We start from the raw sequence: 20,028 nt of genomic DNA on the forward strand, positions 1-20,028 counted from the left end.
GCAACTGGTCACGATAGTCCGTTTTGATCGGTCACGATAGCCGTAATACGCAACACTTTTAAGTGTCAATCTATTATCTCTATAAAGCTGTATGCTAACACCCGCGCCAATTTTACTTTAATTTACATAAGAATATTATGTGTTGGCATACTGCTTGCTTTGAATCTATAGAGTGTCAAGATTAGTGGTGGCAACAAAGTAGTAAAAACAAAAATTAAGAACATTACTGAAAACATCTAAGGAGTTTAAATTGAACAACAAACCAGTCGTACGTACATCATCATCAGTTGCTTTAGCAGTTGCTGTAGCACTAAGTCAATTAATGGTAAGCAATATTGCGCAAGCGGATTCTGTACATGAGTGGGGCTATTGGGATGCCGCTACAGCAGCAGGCCCATCAAGTGGTGGAGATGCTGGCATAGGCAACATCTCGGTGCAAAACTTTAACACTGCGCAAAATAATACAGGTAAAAGCATCCCAACAGACCAAAGGCTTGTAGGTATTGATAATGGTCAGTTTGTGACTGCTAACGCTGCTGATACTGGCGGTTATGTAGGCTATACGCTTTGTTATTACAATTGCAACGGTGGTAGTGGCTATTACAATGCGACGACCGCGGGTACTATACATTTTGATGTAACTCAGGGCCCAGAACGCTTAGATGAGCACAGCCATTATGTGGGCGAGGTTTATCCTTGGTCAGATGGAAAGCCTTACTATGTTCAAGATACAAACCATTACAATGGCAAGCTGGTGGTCACCGGTACTTACGATGGTGCAGCGTTTAATATTAACGATAGTGCCCCAGACTTAAGTACCAATGTTACTTCTTATTATTGGGGAGATACTTATGGTAATTCTTATGTTAACAGTGAAAATGACAATACATCTTTTAATGCTTACCTAGGTAGTACATATAATGGTGTTGCAAATAATAACTCTTATAGTACAAGTTCAATTGGCAATAATACTAGCAACGGTCAGTATTTCTATGGTAAACCTGTTTCGGCAACACAAATTGCAGAGCAAGTGCGTTTAGGTCAAACCTATAACTTTAGCGGCGGTAGCTTTATGGGCTCTCGGGTAGCGATTGCGGTTAACTTCCAAAACGCTACTTGGAATGGTACATGGTCATCATCTAATGATTACAGTCATTACAATAATGAAACTGGATATGCAAAAGCTCAAAATGGCTTTGCAGCAGCTGGAAATATTTCTGGCAGCACACTTGCAAGCAACAGCGTAACAGGCGCAGGCGTAGCGGGTGTAGGCTTTGTAACAGGCGGCAAGGTGGATGCTACGCTTGTAGGTGTAATTAAGGGTACGGATGCCTCAGCCGCAGCGATTATTGGTAAAACAGTGGTTACAGTGCAGCAGGCCATTGGTACAAAAACTGTGGGTGATATTTTCAGCGCAACTACGGGTTTGCCTTGTAAAGGAGGCTGTAATCTGGAATAGTTAGTTAGCATTAAGTTAAACTCAGCTTTAAAAAAAGGGCCACTAGAATTAGTGGCTTTTTTTATAAGCAGTTTACTAAATATCGAAGGTGTAAACGTGAGTTCACTTTAAATGCATCTTTGCATAGGCTTTACATTGTAAGACTCTTGATTGTGCTGCCGCTTTGATAAATAGTAGGCAGAGTAAATCAACAATACCGAAATTAATGTACTTTCATTTTTCAACTTTGGGATTAGTTTGTGCCATTCGACTAATTTCCGTACAGTTATTGAAAGAACTCCAAGGGGCTAAGGGGTACCCAACTGCTGAAATTGCCTAATGCCCCATATGGAACCCGATGTGCTAATGCGTTTGGCTGCATCTTTAGCATCCTAATAAGCTAACATTTTCATTACACAAATTAACCTCAGGTACTACCTAACTTTTGATATGTTATTTCAAGAATTAAATCGTTTGAAAATCACCGAAGCATTCACTCCACCAAAACCAAATCCATTTGATAATGCATATTCAATCTTTTGAGGGAGTGGATTTTTACCGACTATCTTGAGTCCATCAGCACGTTCATCTGCCTGATCTAAATTAATCGTAGGCGGGCAGCACTGCGTTTGTATGGCTTTAATGGTAAATATCGCTTCAAGCCCACCTGCAGCACCTAGTAAATGCCCTGTTGAAGATTTAGTTGCGCTGATTGCAGGCTTTGACTGGTGAGTGCCAAAAACACGTTTGATAGCCGCCAACTCGCCCGCATCGCCTACAGGAGTAGAGGTTGCATGTGCATTAATATGGTTAATCGCATCAGGATTTAACCCTGCTTGATTGAGTGCTATAGACATAGCCCGTGCTGCTCCAGAGCCATCCTCAGGGCTTGAGGTAATATGATAGGCATCTGAGGTTGTTCCATAGCCAACTAGCTCAGCCAATGGTGTTGCACCTCTTGCCATCGCATGTTCATACGATTCAATCACCAAGATACCAGCGCCTTCGCCCATTACAAAGCCATCACGATTCACATCAAAGGGTCTGGAAGCCAACTCTGGAGAATTAAGATAATTGGTGCTGAGTGCCTTGGCCGCTGCAAAACCACCAAGACTCACTTTGTCGATACAGGCTTCTGCTCCGCCGCAAATCACAATATCGGCTTCACCTGACTGTATTAGTCTGGCTGCATCGCCAATGGCTTGAACACCTGCTGCACATGCTGTTACAGGTGCGCCAAGTGGTCCTTTAAATTGATATTTAAGCGCTACTTGACCCGCCGCAAGGTTGACTAAAAATGAGGGAATAGTAAAAGGCGATAACCTTTCAACCCCTTCTTGCTCAGTTTTTCGCACGGCATTTGCAATGGCGGGGAATCCGCCTATTCCAGAAGCAATAATGGTAGCGGTTCGCTCACTTTGCAGTGTATTTTGTGGCTTCCAGCCAGCTTGGTTGATGGCTTCTTCTGAGGCTATCAACGCAAATTGGATAAACCTATCAATTCTACGTAGCTCTTTGGGGCTAATGGTTTTTAATAAATCAACGCCAAACACAGGATCTTCTTCGCTGGACTTTACCCAGCCAGCGATAGTCACAGGGCTGCCTATAGCTAATGCATCAGGCAGTGTTGAAATGCCTGATTTACCTTCTAGCAGGTGTTTCCAAGCTAAATCAACACCCGTCCCCAAAGGGCTCACGGCGCCCATACCAGTAACAACAATTCTTTTCATATGATGATCCTTTTAATTATTTAGCTTTATCTGATAACTGTTTAGGGTGCGTGTTTATAGGTATGCACAACATCGCTGTCATCAACGCTAAAGCAATATGAATGGAATATGTAGGTTTGAAATCTGCTATTTGTAGCGGTGACTTTGCCAGTAAAAGCACGGTAATTGAGACGCCAATCACTGCGCCAATTTGGCGCACTGCATTGTTGATAGCAGAGCCTACGGCGTAGTCTTTTGGCGGTAAGCCAAAGACAGCCGCTGCGGATAACGAAGGCATTACCAAGCCCACTGAAATGCCACTCAATAGCAAACCTGGCAACCACTCGCTGATATAGTCGGGGCTTTGATCAGGGATTAACAAATACCATAATCCACTTAAGGCATAGGTTATGGCCCCAGTGATTAAAAGCGGCCTGTGACCAATTTTGGATGCAATTTTTCCCGATATTATGGCGGTTGGTACCACCATCAGTGGCCCTGGCATAATAGCGGTACCTGCCATAGTGAGGCTGTAATGCCATATATTTTTCATCCAAAAAAAGAAAGAGAAAAACATAATGGAGAATGCAATGCCAAAAGAAATGCCAGCTAGATTTGCAAATAAAAAGGTTTTATTTTTAAATAAACTGAGATCAAACAATGGCTCAGGGTTGATTTTTGCCCAAGGGATATAACTTAAAATGATGACTAGTCCCAGCACGATGATGCCAATCAATTCGGATTGACTCCAATTGGCTGACTTCATTTCAACAATGCCAAAGGCTATGGCACCAACCCCAATAATTAATTGAAGCATGCCGACTAAATCCAAGCGCATCTTTTCTCTGGGTTGTACCGACTCATGCAGAATTGTAAAACTTTGCCATATGCAAAATAAGCCAATAGGGATATTGATGAAAAATGCCCACTCCCAGCCGCCAACATCAATGATAAATGACCCAATACCAGGGCCTAACGCGGCAGCTAAAGCACCCACTGCACCCCATGCGCCCATGGCAACCATGCGTTTTTCTCTAGGGAATGCCTCTAGCACCAAAGCCAATGCTGCGGGGGTGAGTAAGCACGCGCCTATTGATTGAAATACTCTGGCGACGATTAACCAAAAAACTGAGGGCGATACGCCACATGCTAATGAGGCGGTAATAAACAGCATGGTACCGAACATAAATACTTTTTTTCTACCGTATTTATCCGCAATGCCACCCGCAGGAATCAGCATGGCCGCATAAACAATTGAATAGCCGCTCATTGCCCAAGATAAGTCAGCTGCTGACGATGAAGGGAAACTGCGCAGAATATTATTGAAACCAGCATAAAGAATGGTGGTGTCGAGTGACGACATGAAAATAGCAATGCTTGCAATGGCAAATACGCGCCATGCCGTTGGCATTTGTTTAACTGTAGGTGCATATGTTTGCGCTGTTGATTTCATGAGTTATCTCAATGCTAAATTTAAATAGTTGGTGAAACTAGCCACAGCTCATACGAGAGTGGCTATGTTAAATGCCATGTTAAATGTTAGTGATTTAAGAAAAAGTTTGCTGTGTTAACAAACGAGTCGTGATACTGAAAAATAGAACCATGGTTTGAGTCAGGGTAAAGTACTAATTGGGCATTTTTAAGATGTTTATACATGGTGATTGAACCTTCAGTCGGCAACATGGTGTCGTTATTACCAGTGACAACCAACACTGGTTGATTGATTGCTTTTAATGTGTTGAATTCAGGATCTGGTGTACTAGTAAACACAATCAGCGCTTTACCATGTGCATCAGCAATTGCTTTGCCACTCTCAGGGTCACGACCTTCTTTTCTTGCGTATACTCTAGACAAGAATTCTGCTGCCGCTTTTTTACCTACCTCAGACTGAGAGAAAAATAGATAATCTCGTGGATCTGGTGCATTTTGTCTTGAAAATGCTTCGCCCAATACTTTCATTAAATTATTTCCACCACCTTGATGAGTCGTGCCAGCTAAGATGACTTTACGCACTAATTCAGGATGTTTAGCTGCTAGTTGTTGCGCGATAAAGCCACCCATAGAGAAGCCAAGTAAATCCACTTGCTTGTAGCCTAATGCTTGAATAAATGCATAGGCATCAGTAGTCATTTGTTCAACATTATCTGCCACTACGCCATCGGTAGCGCCAACACCTCTATTGTTAAATACAATGACTGGTCGTGTCTTAGCAAATGCATTCACGACCGCAGGATCCCAAGCATCCATATTGCCAGTAAAGTGCTGCAGAAATACCAATGGCGTTCCTGACTTTGGGCCCAGCGTACGATATGAAAACTTAACGCCATTCGCTTCTATGTATTTAGTCGCAGTAGTTTCAAGCTTATCTTCAGCCAAGGCGATGCTAGGTTCTATGACAGAAAATGTCGCAGCTATTAGCATTAGTGATTTTAAGAGTTTATTCATGATTTTCTCCTTTAATTTTAATGGTATTTATTATTTAAATACCAATTGGTATTTAAATATAATTCAGTAGCGCTTGCCTTGTCAATCTTTTTTTGTAACAATTGGTATATTAATTAAATTGAAAGTATTAATAATGGAAGCTGATGTAAAAAAAATGCGAGGTCGCCCTAGGATTTTTGATCAAGATGAAGCGTTAGGTAAGGCGATGCAGATCTTCTGGAATAGAGGCTATGAAGGTGCCTCTATTGCTGAGTTGACAGAAACACTAGGTATCAATAAGCCCAGTCTTTATTCTGCATTTGGAAATAAAGAGGAGCTATTTAAAAAGGCGCTTTCTAAATACGCTGCTGGTCCAGTCTCTTTTGTGCGAGACGTTGTTAACGAACCTACTGCCCGAAAAGTGGCTGAGAGTTTTTTATTGAAAGCTGCTGAATTTTTAACTGAACCGTCTCACCCAAAAGGTTGCATGATTGTACAAGCTGCATTATCAAGTGGTGAGAGCGCAGATTTAGTCAAAGATATACTCATTAACTACAGAAATTCATATGAAAATTTATTAGCGGAGCGTTTTGAAAAAGCCAGATTAGCAGGTGATTTACCTGAAAATGCAGTAGCAAAAGATTTAGCCAAATATCTTGCGATACTACACCAAGGTATGTCAGTGCAAGCAACGAGCGGCGCAACTAAAGAAGATCTCGTAAAAGTAGTCAATATAGCCCTAAATGTTTGGCCAAAATAGGGGCAGATTAATGCAATGAATAAGACGCTGATCATTACATGCCAATATTAATTGAGAGTATTGCTCCAATGATGTGCAACATAAATTATGAGCGTGCTACAGGCCCGAAGTTGCCTGATGACATATTTTGATAATTACGGCTTAAAGACATTTAGATTAACTTGGCTTATCTTTCATTGGCAGTCGTTTCATTTACCCAATCAAGCAATGGCGCCCATTGCTCAATATCTTGAGCGACAAGTGAAGGGCGCATATCAAAAAGGCTGGCGCCTTGTTCAGCTGCTGTGGCGTACACCTGTGCGTTACGAAGATAGGTAAGTATTGGAAAACCTGTTTGTTCCATAAACTCTGCCAGTGTGGCAGCGGCATTTGTGCGGCTATTAACACGCATGCCGACTAATGCTACAAAAGTTTTGTTCTTGCGTATGGCTTTTTCTTCTGCGAGTAAATCTAAAAAATCAGTGGTAGCGCCAATGTCAAAGGCTGATGGCTGAATGGGAACGATAATGCAATCGGCTTGCTTCACTGCGTCAGATAGCTTTTCATCACGAAAACCTCCTGGGGAGTCGGTAATAATCCAATCAGGGGCTATTGATAATGGCTTGCTGCGCGGGTTACTTGTATGAATGATGGGTAACTCTGCTGCTCTACGCTGCACCCAATGAGTAGATGATTGTTGACGATCTAAATCGGATAGCAGCACTAGTCCACCTACAGAGGCGAAATAACCAGCTAGATTTGTAGCGATGGTCGTTTTACCACTACCGCCTTTTGAGTTGGCGATTAAGATATTTCTCATGCATAAGCTCCAAATTTTTGAAATTTAAGTTATCAAATCATACTGCATTTAGACCATTAATGGCTGACTTGTTTATTACGAGAGGTATACTTGAAATCCGCACACAGCCTTTATTATAGAGCTGTGAAGTTAATATGAAATCTTCATAAATATGTCACAAAAGTAAGCGGTTGGTTAATTATACTATTTTGGCTGTTGCTGTTATATTTGAGTATTAAAAATCTGGGGAGTACGACTTGAAAATTAAATACGCTAGTGAAGAATACATGGAAAAAGCAAAAAACTTATCTCAGGAAGAAGTTGAAAGATTACAAAGTAGAATGCGCACTAAGTTAACGCGTAGGGAAGAGGAAAAGAAACTTAGCTTAATAGAGGTGTTAGCGATACAGCTTGAGCTTGATGATGAGCAGTTAACCGAATGGCGTGAAAAGCGCATTGAGATGAACCAAAAAGATAAAAAAGATAAAAAATCATCAAGCTAATAATATGTTTTCAAGCAGTGACATTTTAAAAATGCCACTGCGTTGATAGCTTCAAACTCTTTATAGCATCTAAATGTTACAGATTTTTAGCGTCTAGCTCTTCCCAACGAGCAAGTGATTTTTCTAAGAAACCTTCAATTTCAATAAGTCTAGCTTGCAATGTTTTAACTAACACAGCTTGTGACTTATAGAGTTCACCATCAGCCAGTTGCTTATTGATGCTTGCTTGCTCTAACTCTAGCTTCTCAATTTCTGCTGGAATTGCCGCGAGTTCTTTTTCCTCTTTAAAACTTAGTTTTGCGCTTGGTTTAGTTTGTGTCGTGTTAGCAGGCTTAGCATTTGATTTAGCAGCTTGAGCTTGTTGTGATTTTTTCTCTTCTAAGCGCTGTTGCGTGTAACGTTGCCAATCATCATAGCCACCACCAAATTCAGTGAGCACCGCGTTGCCTTCAAAAGCAATCACTTGCGTCACGGTATTTTCTAAAAATGCACGATCATGGCTGACTAAGAATAGAGTGCCTGCAAACTCTTGTAGCAAGCTTTCGAGCAGTTCTAGCGTGTCAATATCTAAGTCATTCGTTGGCTCATCTAGGACCAATACATTGGCAGGGCGGGCAAACAAACGGGCCAGTAATAAGCGGTTACGTTCGCCACCAGACAGCGATTTTACAGGTGAGCGTGAGCGTTGTGGCGGAAATAGAAAGTCTTCTAAATAGCTAATCACATGTTTACGTTCGTTGCCGATTTCTACGAAATCTGAACCCGGGCTAATGGTATCTGCGAGTGTTGCCTCTTCATCCAACTGTTCGCGCATTTGGTCAAAATACGCGACGTTGATTTTGGTGCCACGTTCCACATTGCCGCTATCGGCTTCAATATCACCTAAAATAAGCTTGAGTAGGGTGGTTTTACCAATACCGTTCGGACCGAGTAGGCCGATTTTGTCACCACGTAAAATACGCGTGCTAAAATTGCTAATCAACGTTCTATTGCCGTAAGCTTTGCTTACATTGTCTAGTTCGGCTACCAATTTACCGCTGCGTTCACCCGCATCTAGATTCAGTTTTACATTGCCTTGGCGCTCACGACGAGCTGCTCGATCTAAGCGCAAGGCTTCTAAACGGCGTACACGGCCTTCATTTCGGGTGCGGCGCGCTTTAATGCCTTGGCGTATCCACACTTCTTCTTGCGCTAAAAACTTATCAAACTTAGCTGCGTGAACTTCTTCTACCGCGACCAACTCTTCTTTTTTAATTTGATAATCTGCAAAATTACCAACAAAGTCTGTGAGAATGCCACGGTCTAATTCAGTAATGCGCGTCGCAAGCCTATTCAAAAAGCGACGGTCATGGGTGATGAATAACACGCAACCGTTAAAGCTCAGCAATAACTCTTCAAGCCATTCAATCGCTTCTAAATCAAGGTGATTGGTTGGCTCATCCAGCAATAACACTTCAGGCTCAGCTACTAGTGCGCGGCCTAAAGCAACACGTTTACGCCAACCGCCTGATAAGGTGGACACTAGCGCATCGGCATCTAAGTTCAGGCGACTCAGCACGGTTTCAACGCGTGACTGCGCTGCCCAGCCATTTTGCGTATCTAAATCATGCTGTAGATGTTGCATTTTCGTCATCAAAGCATCAATGTCTGCATCTGGCATACCCATATCATGGGTCACTTGATGATAGTCAATAATGGTTTGTTGCAGGCCGCCCAAACCTTCAGCGACCGCTTCAAATACTGTGTGTGTGGTATCTAACTCAGGCTCTTGCGGCACATAGACTACTCGTGCGCTGGGTGAGCGCCATACGGTGCCTTCATCTAGCTTAATGGTGCCTGCGATGGCTTTTAATAAGCTGGATTTACCTGCGCCATTGCGACCAATCAGGCCTACACGCTCGCCAGCATCCAATTGAAATGAGGCTTTGTCTAAAAGTGCATGATGCCCAAAGGCGAGTGAAGCGTTATCTAATGTAATGTAAGGCATGATTCTGTTACTTTCAGTGCTGTGGTCTTTATTAAGACATTCAGGATTGTTTTGTTAAATGTGTGACGAATGCGACTGTAATTTAATCTGTGTTGCTTGAATCTATAAGATTTTCTAAATATCAGCATTATACATTGCTTGCTTATATATAAATTCAAGCTTATTTTTTAATATATCACAATTATATTGTACACAATTTAATTGTGATATATGATTTGCTTCATGGAAATTAAATGTAATGAAAAGTAAAGCAATGGAAAATATAACGTCACCTCAAGATAGCGACTCAACTGCTAAAGTTTTAAATGTAGATTTGCAACTGTGCTTTGCGCTTTATTCTGCCTCATTGAGTATGACAAAAACCTATAAACCTTTGTTAGCAAAGCTCAAGCTGACGTATCCGCAATATTTGGTGTTATTGGTGCTATGGGAAAAAGATGGTGTGACCGTTAATAGTATCGGCGAGCGATTATTTTCTGACTCTGGCACGCTAACACCATTGCTTAAGCGCTTGGAGAAGCAGGGTTTAATTCAACGTCAACGCGCAACTGAAGATGAGCGCAGAGTGATTATTACACTGACTGAGCAGGGTCAGTTATTACAAGCTCAGGCAGCAGATGTTCACACACACATTGCTTGCAGCACAGGTTGCACACTCACCGAGCTAAAAGAGCTCAATAGCCAACTCATTTTATTAAGAACTAGTTTGATTAATAAATTAGCAACATAGTCATTAGAATATATTCATTAGCTTTATACATTTCACTTTATTAAAATCTAGGAGAACATCATGAACACCAAACGCTCGTTATTAAATATCAAAGGCTTAGCACTCTCAATGCTCGTGTTGAGCATTTCAAATGCTTATGCGGAAGAAGCTAGTACAGCTGAAAGCGACAAACCTGTTGTGGAGCAGATTGTAAACACACTCACTAAATTATCAGGTGGTCCATACAAAGGTTATCGTGCTAATCATGCAAAAGGCATTGTTGTGCAAGGTGAGTTTGTCCCTGCCAAGTCAGCTGCCAGTCTAAGTAAAGCGGTGCATTTGCAAGCAAAACCTAGCCCAGTGACTGTCCGTTTTTCAGATGCCACAGGTTTACCAACCATTCCAGATGCAGATGGCAATGCTTTTCCTAAAGGCATCGCGATTCGTTTTCAGCTAGCAGATGGCGCATATACGGATATTGTGAGCATTTCTACCAACGGCTTTCCAGCCGCAAAACCTGAAGACTTTTTAGGGTTACTTAACTCAATAGCGTCGAGCGGCCCAGACGCTGCAAAACCAACACCCGTTGAACAATTTTTAGGATCACACCCAGCAGCACTGGCTTTTGTGCAAATGCCGAAGCCAGCGCCTGTTAGTTTTGCTACAGAAAGTTTTTATGGCGTAAATGCGTTTAAATTTACTAATGCAAAAGGTGAGACACAGTATGGCCGTTATCGCATTACTCCAATTAACGGCGCAGAGTTTTTAACAAAAGAACAGGCAGCTAAAGAATCGCCAAACTATTTGATGGACGAACTGCCAGTGCGTTTAAGCAAAGCCCCAGCTAAATTTAAAATTGCGGTGCAATTGGCTGATAAAGGGGATGTTGTGAACGACCCTACAGTGGTATGGCCAGAAACAAGAAAGCAAGTTGAGTTAGGAACGCTTACACTTAAAAATGTAGATGCTAATGGCGTAAAATTTGAAAAGGCGACGATGTTTAATCCGCTGGTGTTAGTGGATGGTATCGATGCTTCTGATGATCCAATATTGTTAGCTCGTCCTTCAGCTTACGCAGTGAGTTATGGTAGACGCCTAGGTCAGTAATCTTTAGGTCAATAATAATTTAGCTTAGTAGCGAGCATTTATTCGAAGTGCCATGTCAAATAAATGCTCAATTAGCCTTAATCAATTGTTATTGCTGAAGCAAGTCGCTAAGTAAGAGTTTAAGTTAAGGCTTTTCGTTAAACTCCGCCAAGCTTTGATCACAAGGTGATTTTTTGCCAGAACCAGCATCTAAAAACGGCAAAATAGCAGCGGGAGGCGCAATCAAAGCCAACGCAACACTACCTAATATACGCGCCACAATCGGTGTTTTCTCAATTGAAACATCTGGATTCTTAAAAGTACCCTTCACATGAATCGGCGAACGTACTGTGAACGGCGAAATATTTTTAGGTTTTGCTACCATGCGCAAATCCAATGCTTCTTTGGCAATATTCACATTACCATCTATTAGAATTAAGGTCACGGGTGTATCCACCAATGCCATTTTAGGCGTAGCAAGGCCATTTTTAGTACTTAAATCCATCACCGCACAGTTCATTGGTAAGGCGTTGTCTTTGGTCAGTAAAATACCTAATCCTTGCGCAATATCTAATCCAACTGCCTCAATAATTAAGTGTGAAATTGTGCCTTTATTGATAAAGATAGACACGTCGCCATCTAGTGAGCTCAGCATCTCGGCGGTTGAGTTACCTCTCCCCGTTAGTTTGGTTTTACCATTGAGCGTACCTGTGACATAAGAGGGTGGGGTTTCTTTTTTCCCTTCTGATTTCGCTTGTTTTTTCGGGTCGGTAGAGACCGTTAACCATTTTTCTACGTCAATATCTTTCCAGCGCAGATTAATATTCCACGTGGGCAACGATACGGCTTTACTTTCAGCTTTTAATACATCAGCGGTACTTGCTAATGTTGTAGCCTTCGCAAGATGTGTATCTATCGAGATTAAGCCAGCAATGCTGCCATCAGCAGTACGCGCATCGATTTTCGAGAGTGATAACTTTCCGTTTTCTAGTAGCAGATCTGCTTTTAATGGTGAAATTGGTCGCGAAAACGCATTGCCTAAGTCTACATAAGTCAGATTTACATCAATTTGCGCATCCATTTTATTCAATGAAGGCAAATCTAGCGGGCGATCAGGCAGTACTTTGCCATTGCTTGGAGTGGCCATAGACCCATCAGCATTTTTTGTACCAAAGGCGGGCGCCAAGTCAGCAAGAAAAAAATGTTTTCCGCTTATATTTCCTTTAAGTAAAGGCCTCGCTGGTCTAGGGTCATAACTAAAATTGCCGTTTAAATCACTTTTACCTACGTGGGCAGAAACTGCATTAGCAAGCCATACTTCACCATCATTTTCAAGTAAGGTATTAAGCGAGAATTTATCGGTTGTCGGTAAAACCACATTCACTAAATTACCGAGTATCGATAGCGAAGGGCCTTTAACAGACAGTTTACCTTTAACATTATGTTTGCCTAGTAAGTCAGAAACAGTACCAGCAAAATCTGCGCGCAAGGTTGAATATTCAAGCCAAGCTTTAGATGCGATGGGTGAAGCGTCGCTATCATTCGTCGCAATTGGAAGAAAACCATCTGTGATTAATTTACCTTTTATGGATTTCTTTAGCAGCTTGCCTTCTATCTCAATAGTAGAGTTAGCCACTTTATTGGATAAGCCTTCATCTGTATGAAATTTTGCAACTAGATCGACTTGTGTTTGAGGGTCAGTAATTTTCGCGGCGCCGTTTTGTACGATTAAGATTTCAATAATAGGGAAGGGACTATCTGGCTTAGTCTTATCATCACTAAACTGCCAAGTGGTAGAACCATCTTCACGGCGCAAAAGCTGGGCATCGATTTGATTAACACGTAGAGACTTAATGCGTAATTGATTAGAGTTTTTGAATTTGAATAAATCGCTATAGCGTAAATTCAGAGTGATATTTTTAGTTTCAATAAAATGGGGTATATCAAACGCTTTGGGGGCAGATATAAATAAACCACCCACCTCTAACTTAACGCCACCCAGTAACTTAAGCTTGAATGGCGCATCGATTCTTACCGTACGTTCTAATTGCTTACTTGCAAATCGCTCGACAGGCTCTTTTAAGAAAGGCCAACCCAAAACCTCGCAAACCACGATTGAAAGAATAAATAAGCCAACAAAAACTAACGAAAATTTAGCGAAAGTAAACTTTTTACTAATAACCGTTGAGTTTGAATGATTGTCTGCTACTTCTGTTTGAAGTTCATCGGTCATATTAAATACCTTTATTATTCTTAAAGTCATTGATGCAGTTTATATCGCTAAACACCACACCCTACAAGAAAATTGGGTGTGTGAGGTTTATAAGTAAATCTACATTATTACAGCACTATAAGGTCTAGTTATACTTGACTTCTAGACTTGGTACAGTCGAAATAAAGATGATATTCATGTCAGAAATGGCTTACAGCGTCACTAGACAGTTAATAGGTTTTATTGCCCAGCATGGCTTTAATATTTGCCATTTTAGATTTACCAAATTCTTTACTGGCTTCAGGATCTTTATTAAATGGGTTACCAAAATGACGCACATCATCTTTGGGTAGTTCCGCGATAAAACGGCTAGGTTCGCACATTTGCATCTCACCTGCGCGCTTGCGTTTTTTACACCATGAAATATTCAGTGATTTTTGTGCGCGGGTGATGCCCACATACATCAGACGACGCTCTTCTTCAATTTTTGTGGGGTCTGCAACGCCTAAATCTATACTTTCGCGGTGCGGCAATATGCCTTCTTCAACGCCAATTAAAAACACATGACCAAACTCCAAACCTTTAGCGGCGTGCAGGGTTGATAACTTAACTGCATCAGGTTCACCATCTTCACGGCCCTCCAACATGCTCATCAGCGATACCATTTGGGTGAGTTCTAGTAAATTTTTACCTTCGGTCTCGTTGCCAAATTCAGTACTTGCTTCCCCTTTTTTGGTTAGCCAGCCAATAAAATCCAGTACATTCTTCCATTTGCTTTCAGCAGCGCGAGGCTCATCGCTGTCATACAAAAATGCTTCATATTGTATGGTGGTGAGTAAGTCATTCAATACTTCGCCAGCTGGGTCACGCACAGCACGTTCTTGAATTTTCTGAATGTAGGTGCAAAAGTTGAGTAAGTCTTCTAATTGCTTATTGCCAATGTCATTTTGAAAGTCACCCTCAAACGCCGCAGCAAACAGTGATATTTTGTGCAAGCTGGCAAATTCGCCTAAACGTTCAAGTGTAGTGTTACCAATGCCTTTTTTCGGTGTGGTTGCCGCGCGGATGAAAGCAGGGTCATCATCTTCATTTGCTACTAAACGTAAGTAACTGATTAAATCTTTAATCTCGGTTTTATCGAAAAATGATTGACCACCTGAAATGGTGTAAGGGATTTTGTGATTACGCAGGTATTGCTCAAAGATACGCGCTTGGTGATTGCCGCGGTAAAGAATAGCGTAGTCCAAAAACTTGGTGCGGTTTTCAAACTTGTGCGCTTGCAGCTTCATAATTACAGATTCGGCTTCTGCCTCCTCGCTCATAGCGGCAGACACCTGAATTAAATCACCCGTGCCTAAATCGCTCCAAAGTTTCTTTTCAAAAAGCTTCGGGTTGTTGGCAATCACCGCGTTTGCGCCGCGCAAAATACGAATCGTAGAACGGTAATTCTGCTCTAGCTTGATGACTTTTAACTTGCTAAAGTCTTCGGTGAGTTGGCGTAAATTCTCTACGTCCGCACCGCGCCAGCCGTAAATGGCTTGGTCATCGTCACCCACAGCGGTAAATTGCCCACGTACGCCTGTTAGCATTTTCACCAGCTTATATTGGCAAGCGTTGGTATCTTGGTATTCATCAATCAGTAAATATTGTAGTTTTCGCTGCCATTTATTCAATGCAGTTTCATGTTCATCAAACAACTCAACTGGTAGTTTAATCAAGTCATCAAAATCAACCGCTTGATAAGCTTTTAATGTTTGCTGATATAGCTGATAAACCTTTGCTGCGGCGTGCGTAAGTTCCTCTTCAGCTGTGGCTTTAGCTTGATCTGGGTTAACAAAACCATTTTTCCAGTGTGAAATTTGCGATTGTGTTTTGCGTAATAATTGCTTATCCGTGGTCGCTAAAATATCTGCAAGAATTTTAAAACTATCGGATGAATCCAATATTGAAAATTGCGGTTTATAGCCAAGTAGCGAAGCTTCAGCGCGCAGCATTTGCAAACCAAGCGAGTGAAACGTTGCAATAGTTAAGCCTTTGATGTTTTTCCCTACCATGAGCTTACCCACACGTTCCTGCATCTCACGCGCAGCTTTGTTGGTAAAGGTGATGGCGGCAATTTCTTTAGGTGAATAGCCTGCTTCATCAATCAAATAACTGATTTTTTGCGTAATCACGCACGTTTTGCCGCTGCCAGCACCAGCCAACACCAGCAATGGACCATCGAGATATTTAACGGCGTCGCGCTGCGGAGAATTTAAGGAATTTAACATGCAGTGCTTTTTTGAATTTTTTGAGTGAAACTTAAGCTTTAGATTTTAACGTTTAAGGCTCTAACAAGCTATCAATTAAATGATTAAAGCATGCCATAATTACTGGCTTAAAAATAAGCACTTAAAAGCTAAAGGAATCGCATGCGATCAAGCGCAAGATCTACCAGAGCCAGTGCCGCGATTGATAGACTAAAAAAACGTAGCGGCAACGAAAATTATTCAATGTCTATGAATAGTGGCGCAATGTTTAGCTTGCTGCTAGCCACTGGCGGTGGCGACTCAACTCGTTTATGCGAGCCAATGATGATGGAAGAGTTTGTGGTGTTTGTGAATGCCTACGGCCCACAAACGCCTAAACGTGTCAGTAAGCTAGATATTGAGTTTAGTAAGCAGCTGACTAAAAAAAGCGAATAAGTATAACCATAAGGAGTTTGTCCTCATTGATTTTTTACCTTAGTGTTTTTTGTTAACCTAAAATTTGGCTGAATTAAAATATGAATAAAAACATAATATCCTTTCACCACCTATTGATAACCTTATTAACTATCTTTTGTATTTTTTTTTCGTTTAATGCCTCGGCAGATTTTAGACTAGCTATTGAAGCTTACCAGAAACGCAATAGTGAAGAGTTGTTAGCCCAAGTAGAAGATGCAGTAAAAACAAAAAACAACGATGGCTTAATGTTATTTTTTTACGCGATGAATTTAGATTCCTTTTCATCTGATTACGTTTCTGACGGTAGCAAAACAACACTTAAAGCTATTCTAACTAAATCACAAAGGAATCAATTACGTGAGTTACTGGTTCAAGCAAGCAATAACAGTAATCTAGATGTGCAATATTACTTGCGTAGGAATAGCGCTTTTTACCAAGATTTCTTTATGTTAAGTCTTGGTAAGCAAATTGAACCTTTAAAACAAGACATCAAACTTAGCAATGACGAGTTTTCAAAGGCACAGCGTCAAATTGATGATGAATATATTAAGCGTGGCAGTCAATTTACCATGTTAAATGCCTCGGCTCTTTCTTCCAGTGTGGCGCAGCATGCTGAGGCTGGCGATGCTGAAATACAAATGATGCTTGGGCTTCAATACATGAACGTCGGAAAAGACTCTGATAATGATGCTCACTATGGTTGTCAGTACCAATCAAAAGAACCTATTTGCCAAAATAAAAATGAAGTAAAAGGTAATTATTGGCTTAAGCGTGCCGCTAAAAGCTACGATACTAACATTGCCAGCGGCATTGATTTATTTGCCAGTCAAATGTGCAAATTTTTAAGCAAGAGTACAACTGATAACCAAGCCATATTAAAGCAAGCCTATTTGTGGGCATTAATGGGCATAAGTGAGCGTGATTATACTCAATCACGCTCTTGCTTACGTGAGATGAGTGAAAATGGAACATTAAAATTGGCTGCGCCACAACTTTACGCAGTTTGGGGTGACTGGAAAAAAGAAAATGAAATTTTATTAAATAAAAATAATGAGTTGCCTGATTGGATAGTTGAAATTAGAAAAGAGTTAGCACAATCTCCAATGCCAATTTTTGAATATGCTGGATTGGAAGTATATAAAGATGGGCGTGTGTTATTTGGTGTACCAAGAGCTTCTTATGGAGCCCCCTATAAAGACCTATATATGAAGGTGCCACCAAAAACCGTACAAAGATTCTTAAGTGACCTTAAAAAAACTGGATTTTATGACTGGACTGTAGCAGACTATGACCATGGTATTTGTGGCGATTTTGGCGCGTGTCACGCTATGGAAATGACTTTCAAAGTGAGAATTGGCACAGATGTCCGCCGAGTAATATTAAATATTGCCAGCCCTGGAAAATTAGAGCCATTAGATAGAAAATGGGTTGGTGTGCAGCGGATGGCGACGCTTTACACCTTAACTGAAAAATACTTCCCTACCATAAAGTTACGGTGTGAGCTTGGTAATTCGGATAAATTTAGAGAAGAGTGCTTAGCTAGGAATGCAGAATGGTTGAGCATTGCCAATGCATATCCACAAGCGAAAAATTAAAGCTTGATGATTGACCTTGTTGGCAGCTTAAGTCGCATCATCTTCATTTCATCAGAAGCCCTGTCATCAAATATATGCAGTCAAAAATGTCACTGTGGTTCTTTCCATATTCCATAAACCATCTTGGCGTTTGTGAACGCCTACGGCCCACAAACGCCTAAACGTGTCAGTAAGTTAGATATTGAACTTAGTAAGCCGCTGACTAAAAAAATGAATAAGTTTAAATATGTACTCGACTGCCTAATTCAATCACGCTATTGCTGGGAATATTGAAATATCCAACTACGCTACCTGCATTTCGCGACATTAATGCAAATAAATCATCACGCCATTTCGCCATCTTTCCACCAGGGCCAGAAATGACTGTTTCTCGGCTGATAAAGTATGAGGTGGTGAATGGGTCGATTGAAATACCGACCAAATTACTTTCTGAAAGTGTTTTAGGAATGTTGGGCGTTTCCATAAAGCCATAGTGTAATTTCACTTGCCAGAAGCCCGCGCCAATCTCTTTAATTGCTACCCGTTGTTCTTTTTCTACAGTGGGGGTGTCGGCAAACTCTACCGTGAGTATCAGATTTGTTTGATGTAACACTTGATTATGTTTTAAATTATGCATCAGCGCTTGCGGCACGGTATCTTGGTTTGCACAGAGGAATATCGCGGTACGCTCGACTCTTGCTTTGGTATCTCTAGTGATATTTTTAACAAAATCTTCAAGTTTAGGATCATCTTCGTGAATGTGTTGCAGCAAAATTTCACGACCTTGTTTCCACGTCCACATAATAGTGACTAAGCTTATGCCAAGCGCGATTGGGAACCATCCACCTTTAAAGAACTTAGCTGAGCAAGAGGTCAGTAATAGTAAGTCTAAGGCAAAGAAGGCAATGGTTGCGCTCAATGCTAGCCAAATAGGGTATTTCCAATTATGGCGTATCACAAAGTAGGTGAGTATCGTTGTAATCAGCATGGTGCCTGTCACAGCAATACCATAGGCTGAGGCAATGGCCGATGAATTTTGAAAAGCGATGGTCAGCATGATGACTGCAGCCAACAATAACCAATTGATTGCGGGTACATAAATTTGGCCTGATTCACTTGCTGAGGTATGCAATATTTGCATTCTCGGTAAAAAGCCAAGTTGTATGGCTTGCTGCGTGATGGAGTAAGTACCTGAAATAACCGCTTGAGAGGCAATGATCGTCGCCATTGTTGCCAGTATCACTACTGGCATTAACCATTCTTGTGGGAACGATAGATAGAACGGATTGCTCACGGCCGCTGGCGTTGTGAGTAGTAATGCACCTTGACCAAGATAGTTAAGCGCTAAACATGGAAAAACTAAGCATGTCCACGCAATGCGTATGGCTGGTCTACCAAAGTGCCCCATGTCGGCATAAAGCGCTTCTGCTCCAGTAATGGCTAATGTGACAGCACCTACGGCTAAAAATACGCCAGTGCCACGGTCCGCTAAAAAGTGAAACGCATAGATTGGATTCAATGCATTAAGAATCACAGGGTTTTGCAGTATGTGATGCACGCCAGTAATGCCTAATGTGACAAACCAAACGATAACAATAGGCCCAAAGAACTTACCAACCGTGTTTGTGCCATATTTTTGAACGGCAAAAAGTGAGATTAGAATGGTTAGCGCAATTGGTATCACAAATTTAGATAGCTCTGGCTTGATTAGCTCTAACCCTTCAACCGCAGAAAGTACCGAGATGGCGGGCGTGAGTATGCTATCGCCATAAAATAAGGCTGCACCAAATACGCCTAAAGCCATTAGTATTTTTTTACGATTTGGTGCGGCACTAGCACTTGAGATAGCAAGTGCCAGCAAAGCCATCACACCACCTTCACCTCGATTATCTGCGCGTAATACCAGTATGACGTATTTCAACATCACGACTAACATCAACGCCCAGAGTACGGCGGAGATGGCGCCAATGATGTTCGCTTGATTTAGCACGATTCCTGTAGCGTCGCTAAAGATGACTTGAATGGTGTACAAAGGGCTTGTTCCAATGTCGCCGTAAACTACGCCGATAGCCCCTAAAGTCAGCGCTGCCAGACTTTTGGATTTTATGTTGGTATTCATAATGTGTTTTAAATGCCTTGTATA

The 20,028-nt window shown here is 41.5% G+C and carries 15 protein-coding genes; 7 read left to right on the forward strand and 8 right to left on the reverse strand.

What is annotated here, in order from left to right; genetic code table 11:
- Nucleotides 1–250 precede the first annotated feature (250 nt).
- Entirely contained in the window at nt 251–1,459 is a 1,209-nt protein-coding gene (locus PSU78_RS09495; RefSeq protein WP_300387393.1) for a hypothetical protein, read from the forward strand.
- 437 nt (nt 1,460–1,896) lie between these two features.
- Here the strand turns inward: PSU78_RS09495 and fabF are convergent, their stop codons facing one another.
- The 3 genes from fabF to PSU78_RS09510 form a co-directional block, all read right to left on the reverse strand.
- A complete protein-coding gene (fabF, locus tag PSU78_RS09500; RefSeq protein ID WP_300387395.1) occupies nt 1,897–3,168 on the reverse strand; it encodes a beta-ketoacyl-ACP synthase II in 1,272 nt (423 codons plus the stop codon).
- A gap of 16 nt (nt 3,169–3,184) precedes the next feature.
- The gene (locus PSU78_RS09505) at nt 3,185–4,600 is read right to left on the reverse strand and encodes a DHA2 family efflux MFS transporter permease subunit (protein ID WP_300387396.1); all 1,416 of its coding nucleotides are present in this window, start codon (nt 4,598–4,600) and stop codon (nt 3,185–3,187) included.
- Nucleotides 4,601–4,686: 86 nt separating this feature from the next.
- A complete protein-coding gene (locus tag PSU78_RS09510; RefSeq protein WP_300387398.1) occupies nt 4,687–5,592 on the reverse strand; it encodes an alpha/beta hydrolase in 906 nt (301 codons plus the stop codon).
- Between the two features lie 133 nt (nt 5,593–5,725).
- Here PSU78_RS09510 and PSU78_RS09515 point away from each other — a divergent pair, with 133 nt between their 5' ends.
- Nucleotides 5,726–6,331, forward strand: coding sequence for a TetR/AcrR family transcriptional regulator (locus PSU78_RS09515; protein WP_300387399.1), 606 nt, complete (start codon nt 5,726–5,728; stop codon nt 6,329–6,331).
- A gap of 166 nt (nt 6,332–6,497) precedes the next feature.
- On the opposite strand, the gene PSU78_RS09520 is transcribed toward PSU78_RS09515, so the two are convergent.
- Entirely contained in the window at nt 6,498–7,130 is a 633-nt protein-coding gene (locus PSU78_RS09520) for an AAA family ATPase (protein WP_300387400.1), read from the reverse strand.
- A gap of 266 nt (nt 7,131–7,396) precedes the next feature.
- Between PSU78_RS09520 and PSU78_RS09525 the strand changes: the two genes are divergently transcribed.
- A complete protein-coding gene (locus tag PSU78_RS09525; RefSeq protein ID WP_300387402.1) occupies nt 7,397–7,612 on the forward strand; it encodes a hypothetical protein in 216 nt (71 codons plus the stop codon).
- 76 nt (nt 7,613–7,688) lie between these two features.
- Here PSU78_RS09525 and PSU78_RS09530 read toward each other — a convergent pair whose 3' ends face one another.
- Entirely contained in the window at nt 7,689–9,599 is a 1,911-nt protein-coding gene (locus tag PSU78_RS09530) for an ATP-binding cassette domain-containing protein (RefSeq protein WP_300387404.1), read from the reverse strand.
- A gap of 253 nt (nt 9,600–9,852) precedes the next feature.
- On the opposite strand from PSU78_RS09530, the gene PSU78_RS09535 reads away from it, so the two are divergent.
- Together PSU78_RS09535 and PSU78_RS09540 are read left to right on the forward strand one after the other, a co-directional pair.
- Nucleotides 9,853–10,329 carry a MarR family winged helix-turn-helix transcriptional regulator gene (locus tag PSU78_RS09535; RefSeq protein WP_300387406.1) on the forward strand — a complete coding sequence of 159 codons (477 nt, stop codon included), beginning with the start codon at nt 9,853–9,855 and terminating at the stop codon, nt 10,327–10,329.
- 60 nt (nt 10,330–10,389) lie between these two features.
- Complete coding sequence (locus PSU78_RS09540; protein ID WP_300387408.1) at nt 10,390–11,415, forward strand: catalase family peroxidase; 1,026 nt, start codon at nt 10,390–10,392, stop codon at nt 11,413–11,415.
- Between the two features lie 124 nt (nt 11,416–11,539).
- On the opposite strand, the gene PSU78_RS09545 is transcribed toward PSU78_RS09540, so the two are convergent.
- Nucleotides 11,540–13,627 carry an AsmA family protein gene (locus tag PSU78_RS09545; protein ID WP_300387410.1) on the reverse strand — a complete coding sequence of 696 codons (2,088 nt, stop codon included), beginning with the start codon at nt 13,625–13,627 and terminating at the stop codon, nt 11,540–11,542.
- Between the two features lie 209 nt (nt 13,628–13,836).
- Nucleotides 13,837–15,876 (reverse strand): UvrD-helicase domain-containing protein, encoded by a 2,040-nt coding sequence (locus tag PSU78_RS09550; protein ID WP_300387412.1) that lies wholly within the window; start codon nt 15,874–15,876, stop codon nt 13,837–13,839.
- 141 nt (nt 15,877–16,017) lie between these two features.
- On the opposite strand from PSU78_RS09550, the gene PSU78_RS09555 reads away from it, so the two are divergent.
- Both PSU78_RS09555 and PSU78_RS09560 read left to right on the forward strand, forming a co-directional pair.
- Nucleotides 16,018–16,290, forward strand: a complete 273-nt coding sequence (locus PSU78_RS09555) for a hypothetical protein (RefSeq protein ID WP_300387414.1) — start codon at nt 16,018–16,020, stop codon at nt 16,288–16,290.
- Between the two features lie 80 nt (nt 16,291–16,370).
- Nucleotides 16,371–17,906, forward strand: a complete 1,536-nt coding sequence (locus PSU78_RS09560; RefSeq protein ID WP_300387416.1) for a hypothetical protein — start codon at nt 16,371–16,373, stop codon at nt 17,904–17,906.
- A 220-nt stretch (nt 17,907–18,126) separates the two neighbouring features.
- Here PSU78_RS09560 and PSU78_RS09565 read toward each other — a convergent pair whose 3' ends face one another.
- Nucleotides 18,127–20,004, reverse strand: a complete 1,878-nt coding sequence (locus PSU78_RS09565; protein WP_300387418.1) for a potassium transporter Kup — start codon at nt 20,002–20,004, stop codon at nt 18,127–18,129.
- Nucleotides 20,005–20,028 lie beyond the last annotated feature (24 nt).

Origin of the sequence: Methylotenera sp., assembly GCF_029945705.1 — a bacterium.
Taxonomy (GTDB): Bacteria; Pseudomonadota; Gammaproteobacteria; order Burkholderiales; family Methylophilaceae; genus Methylotenera.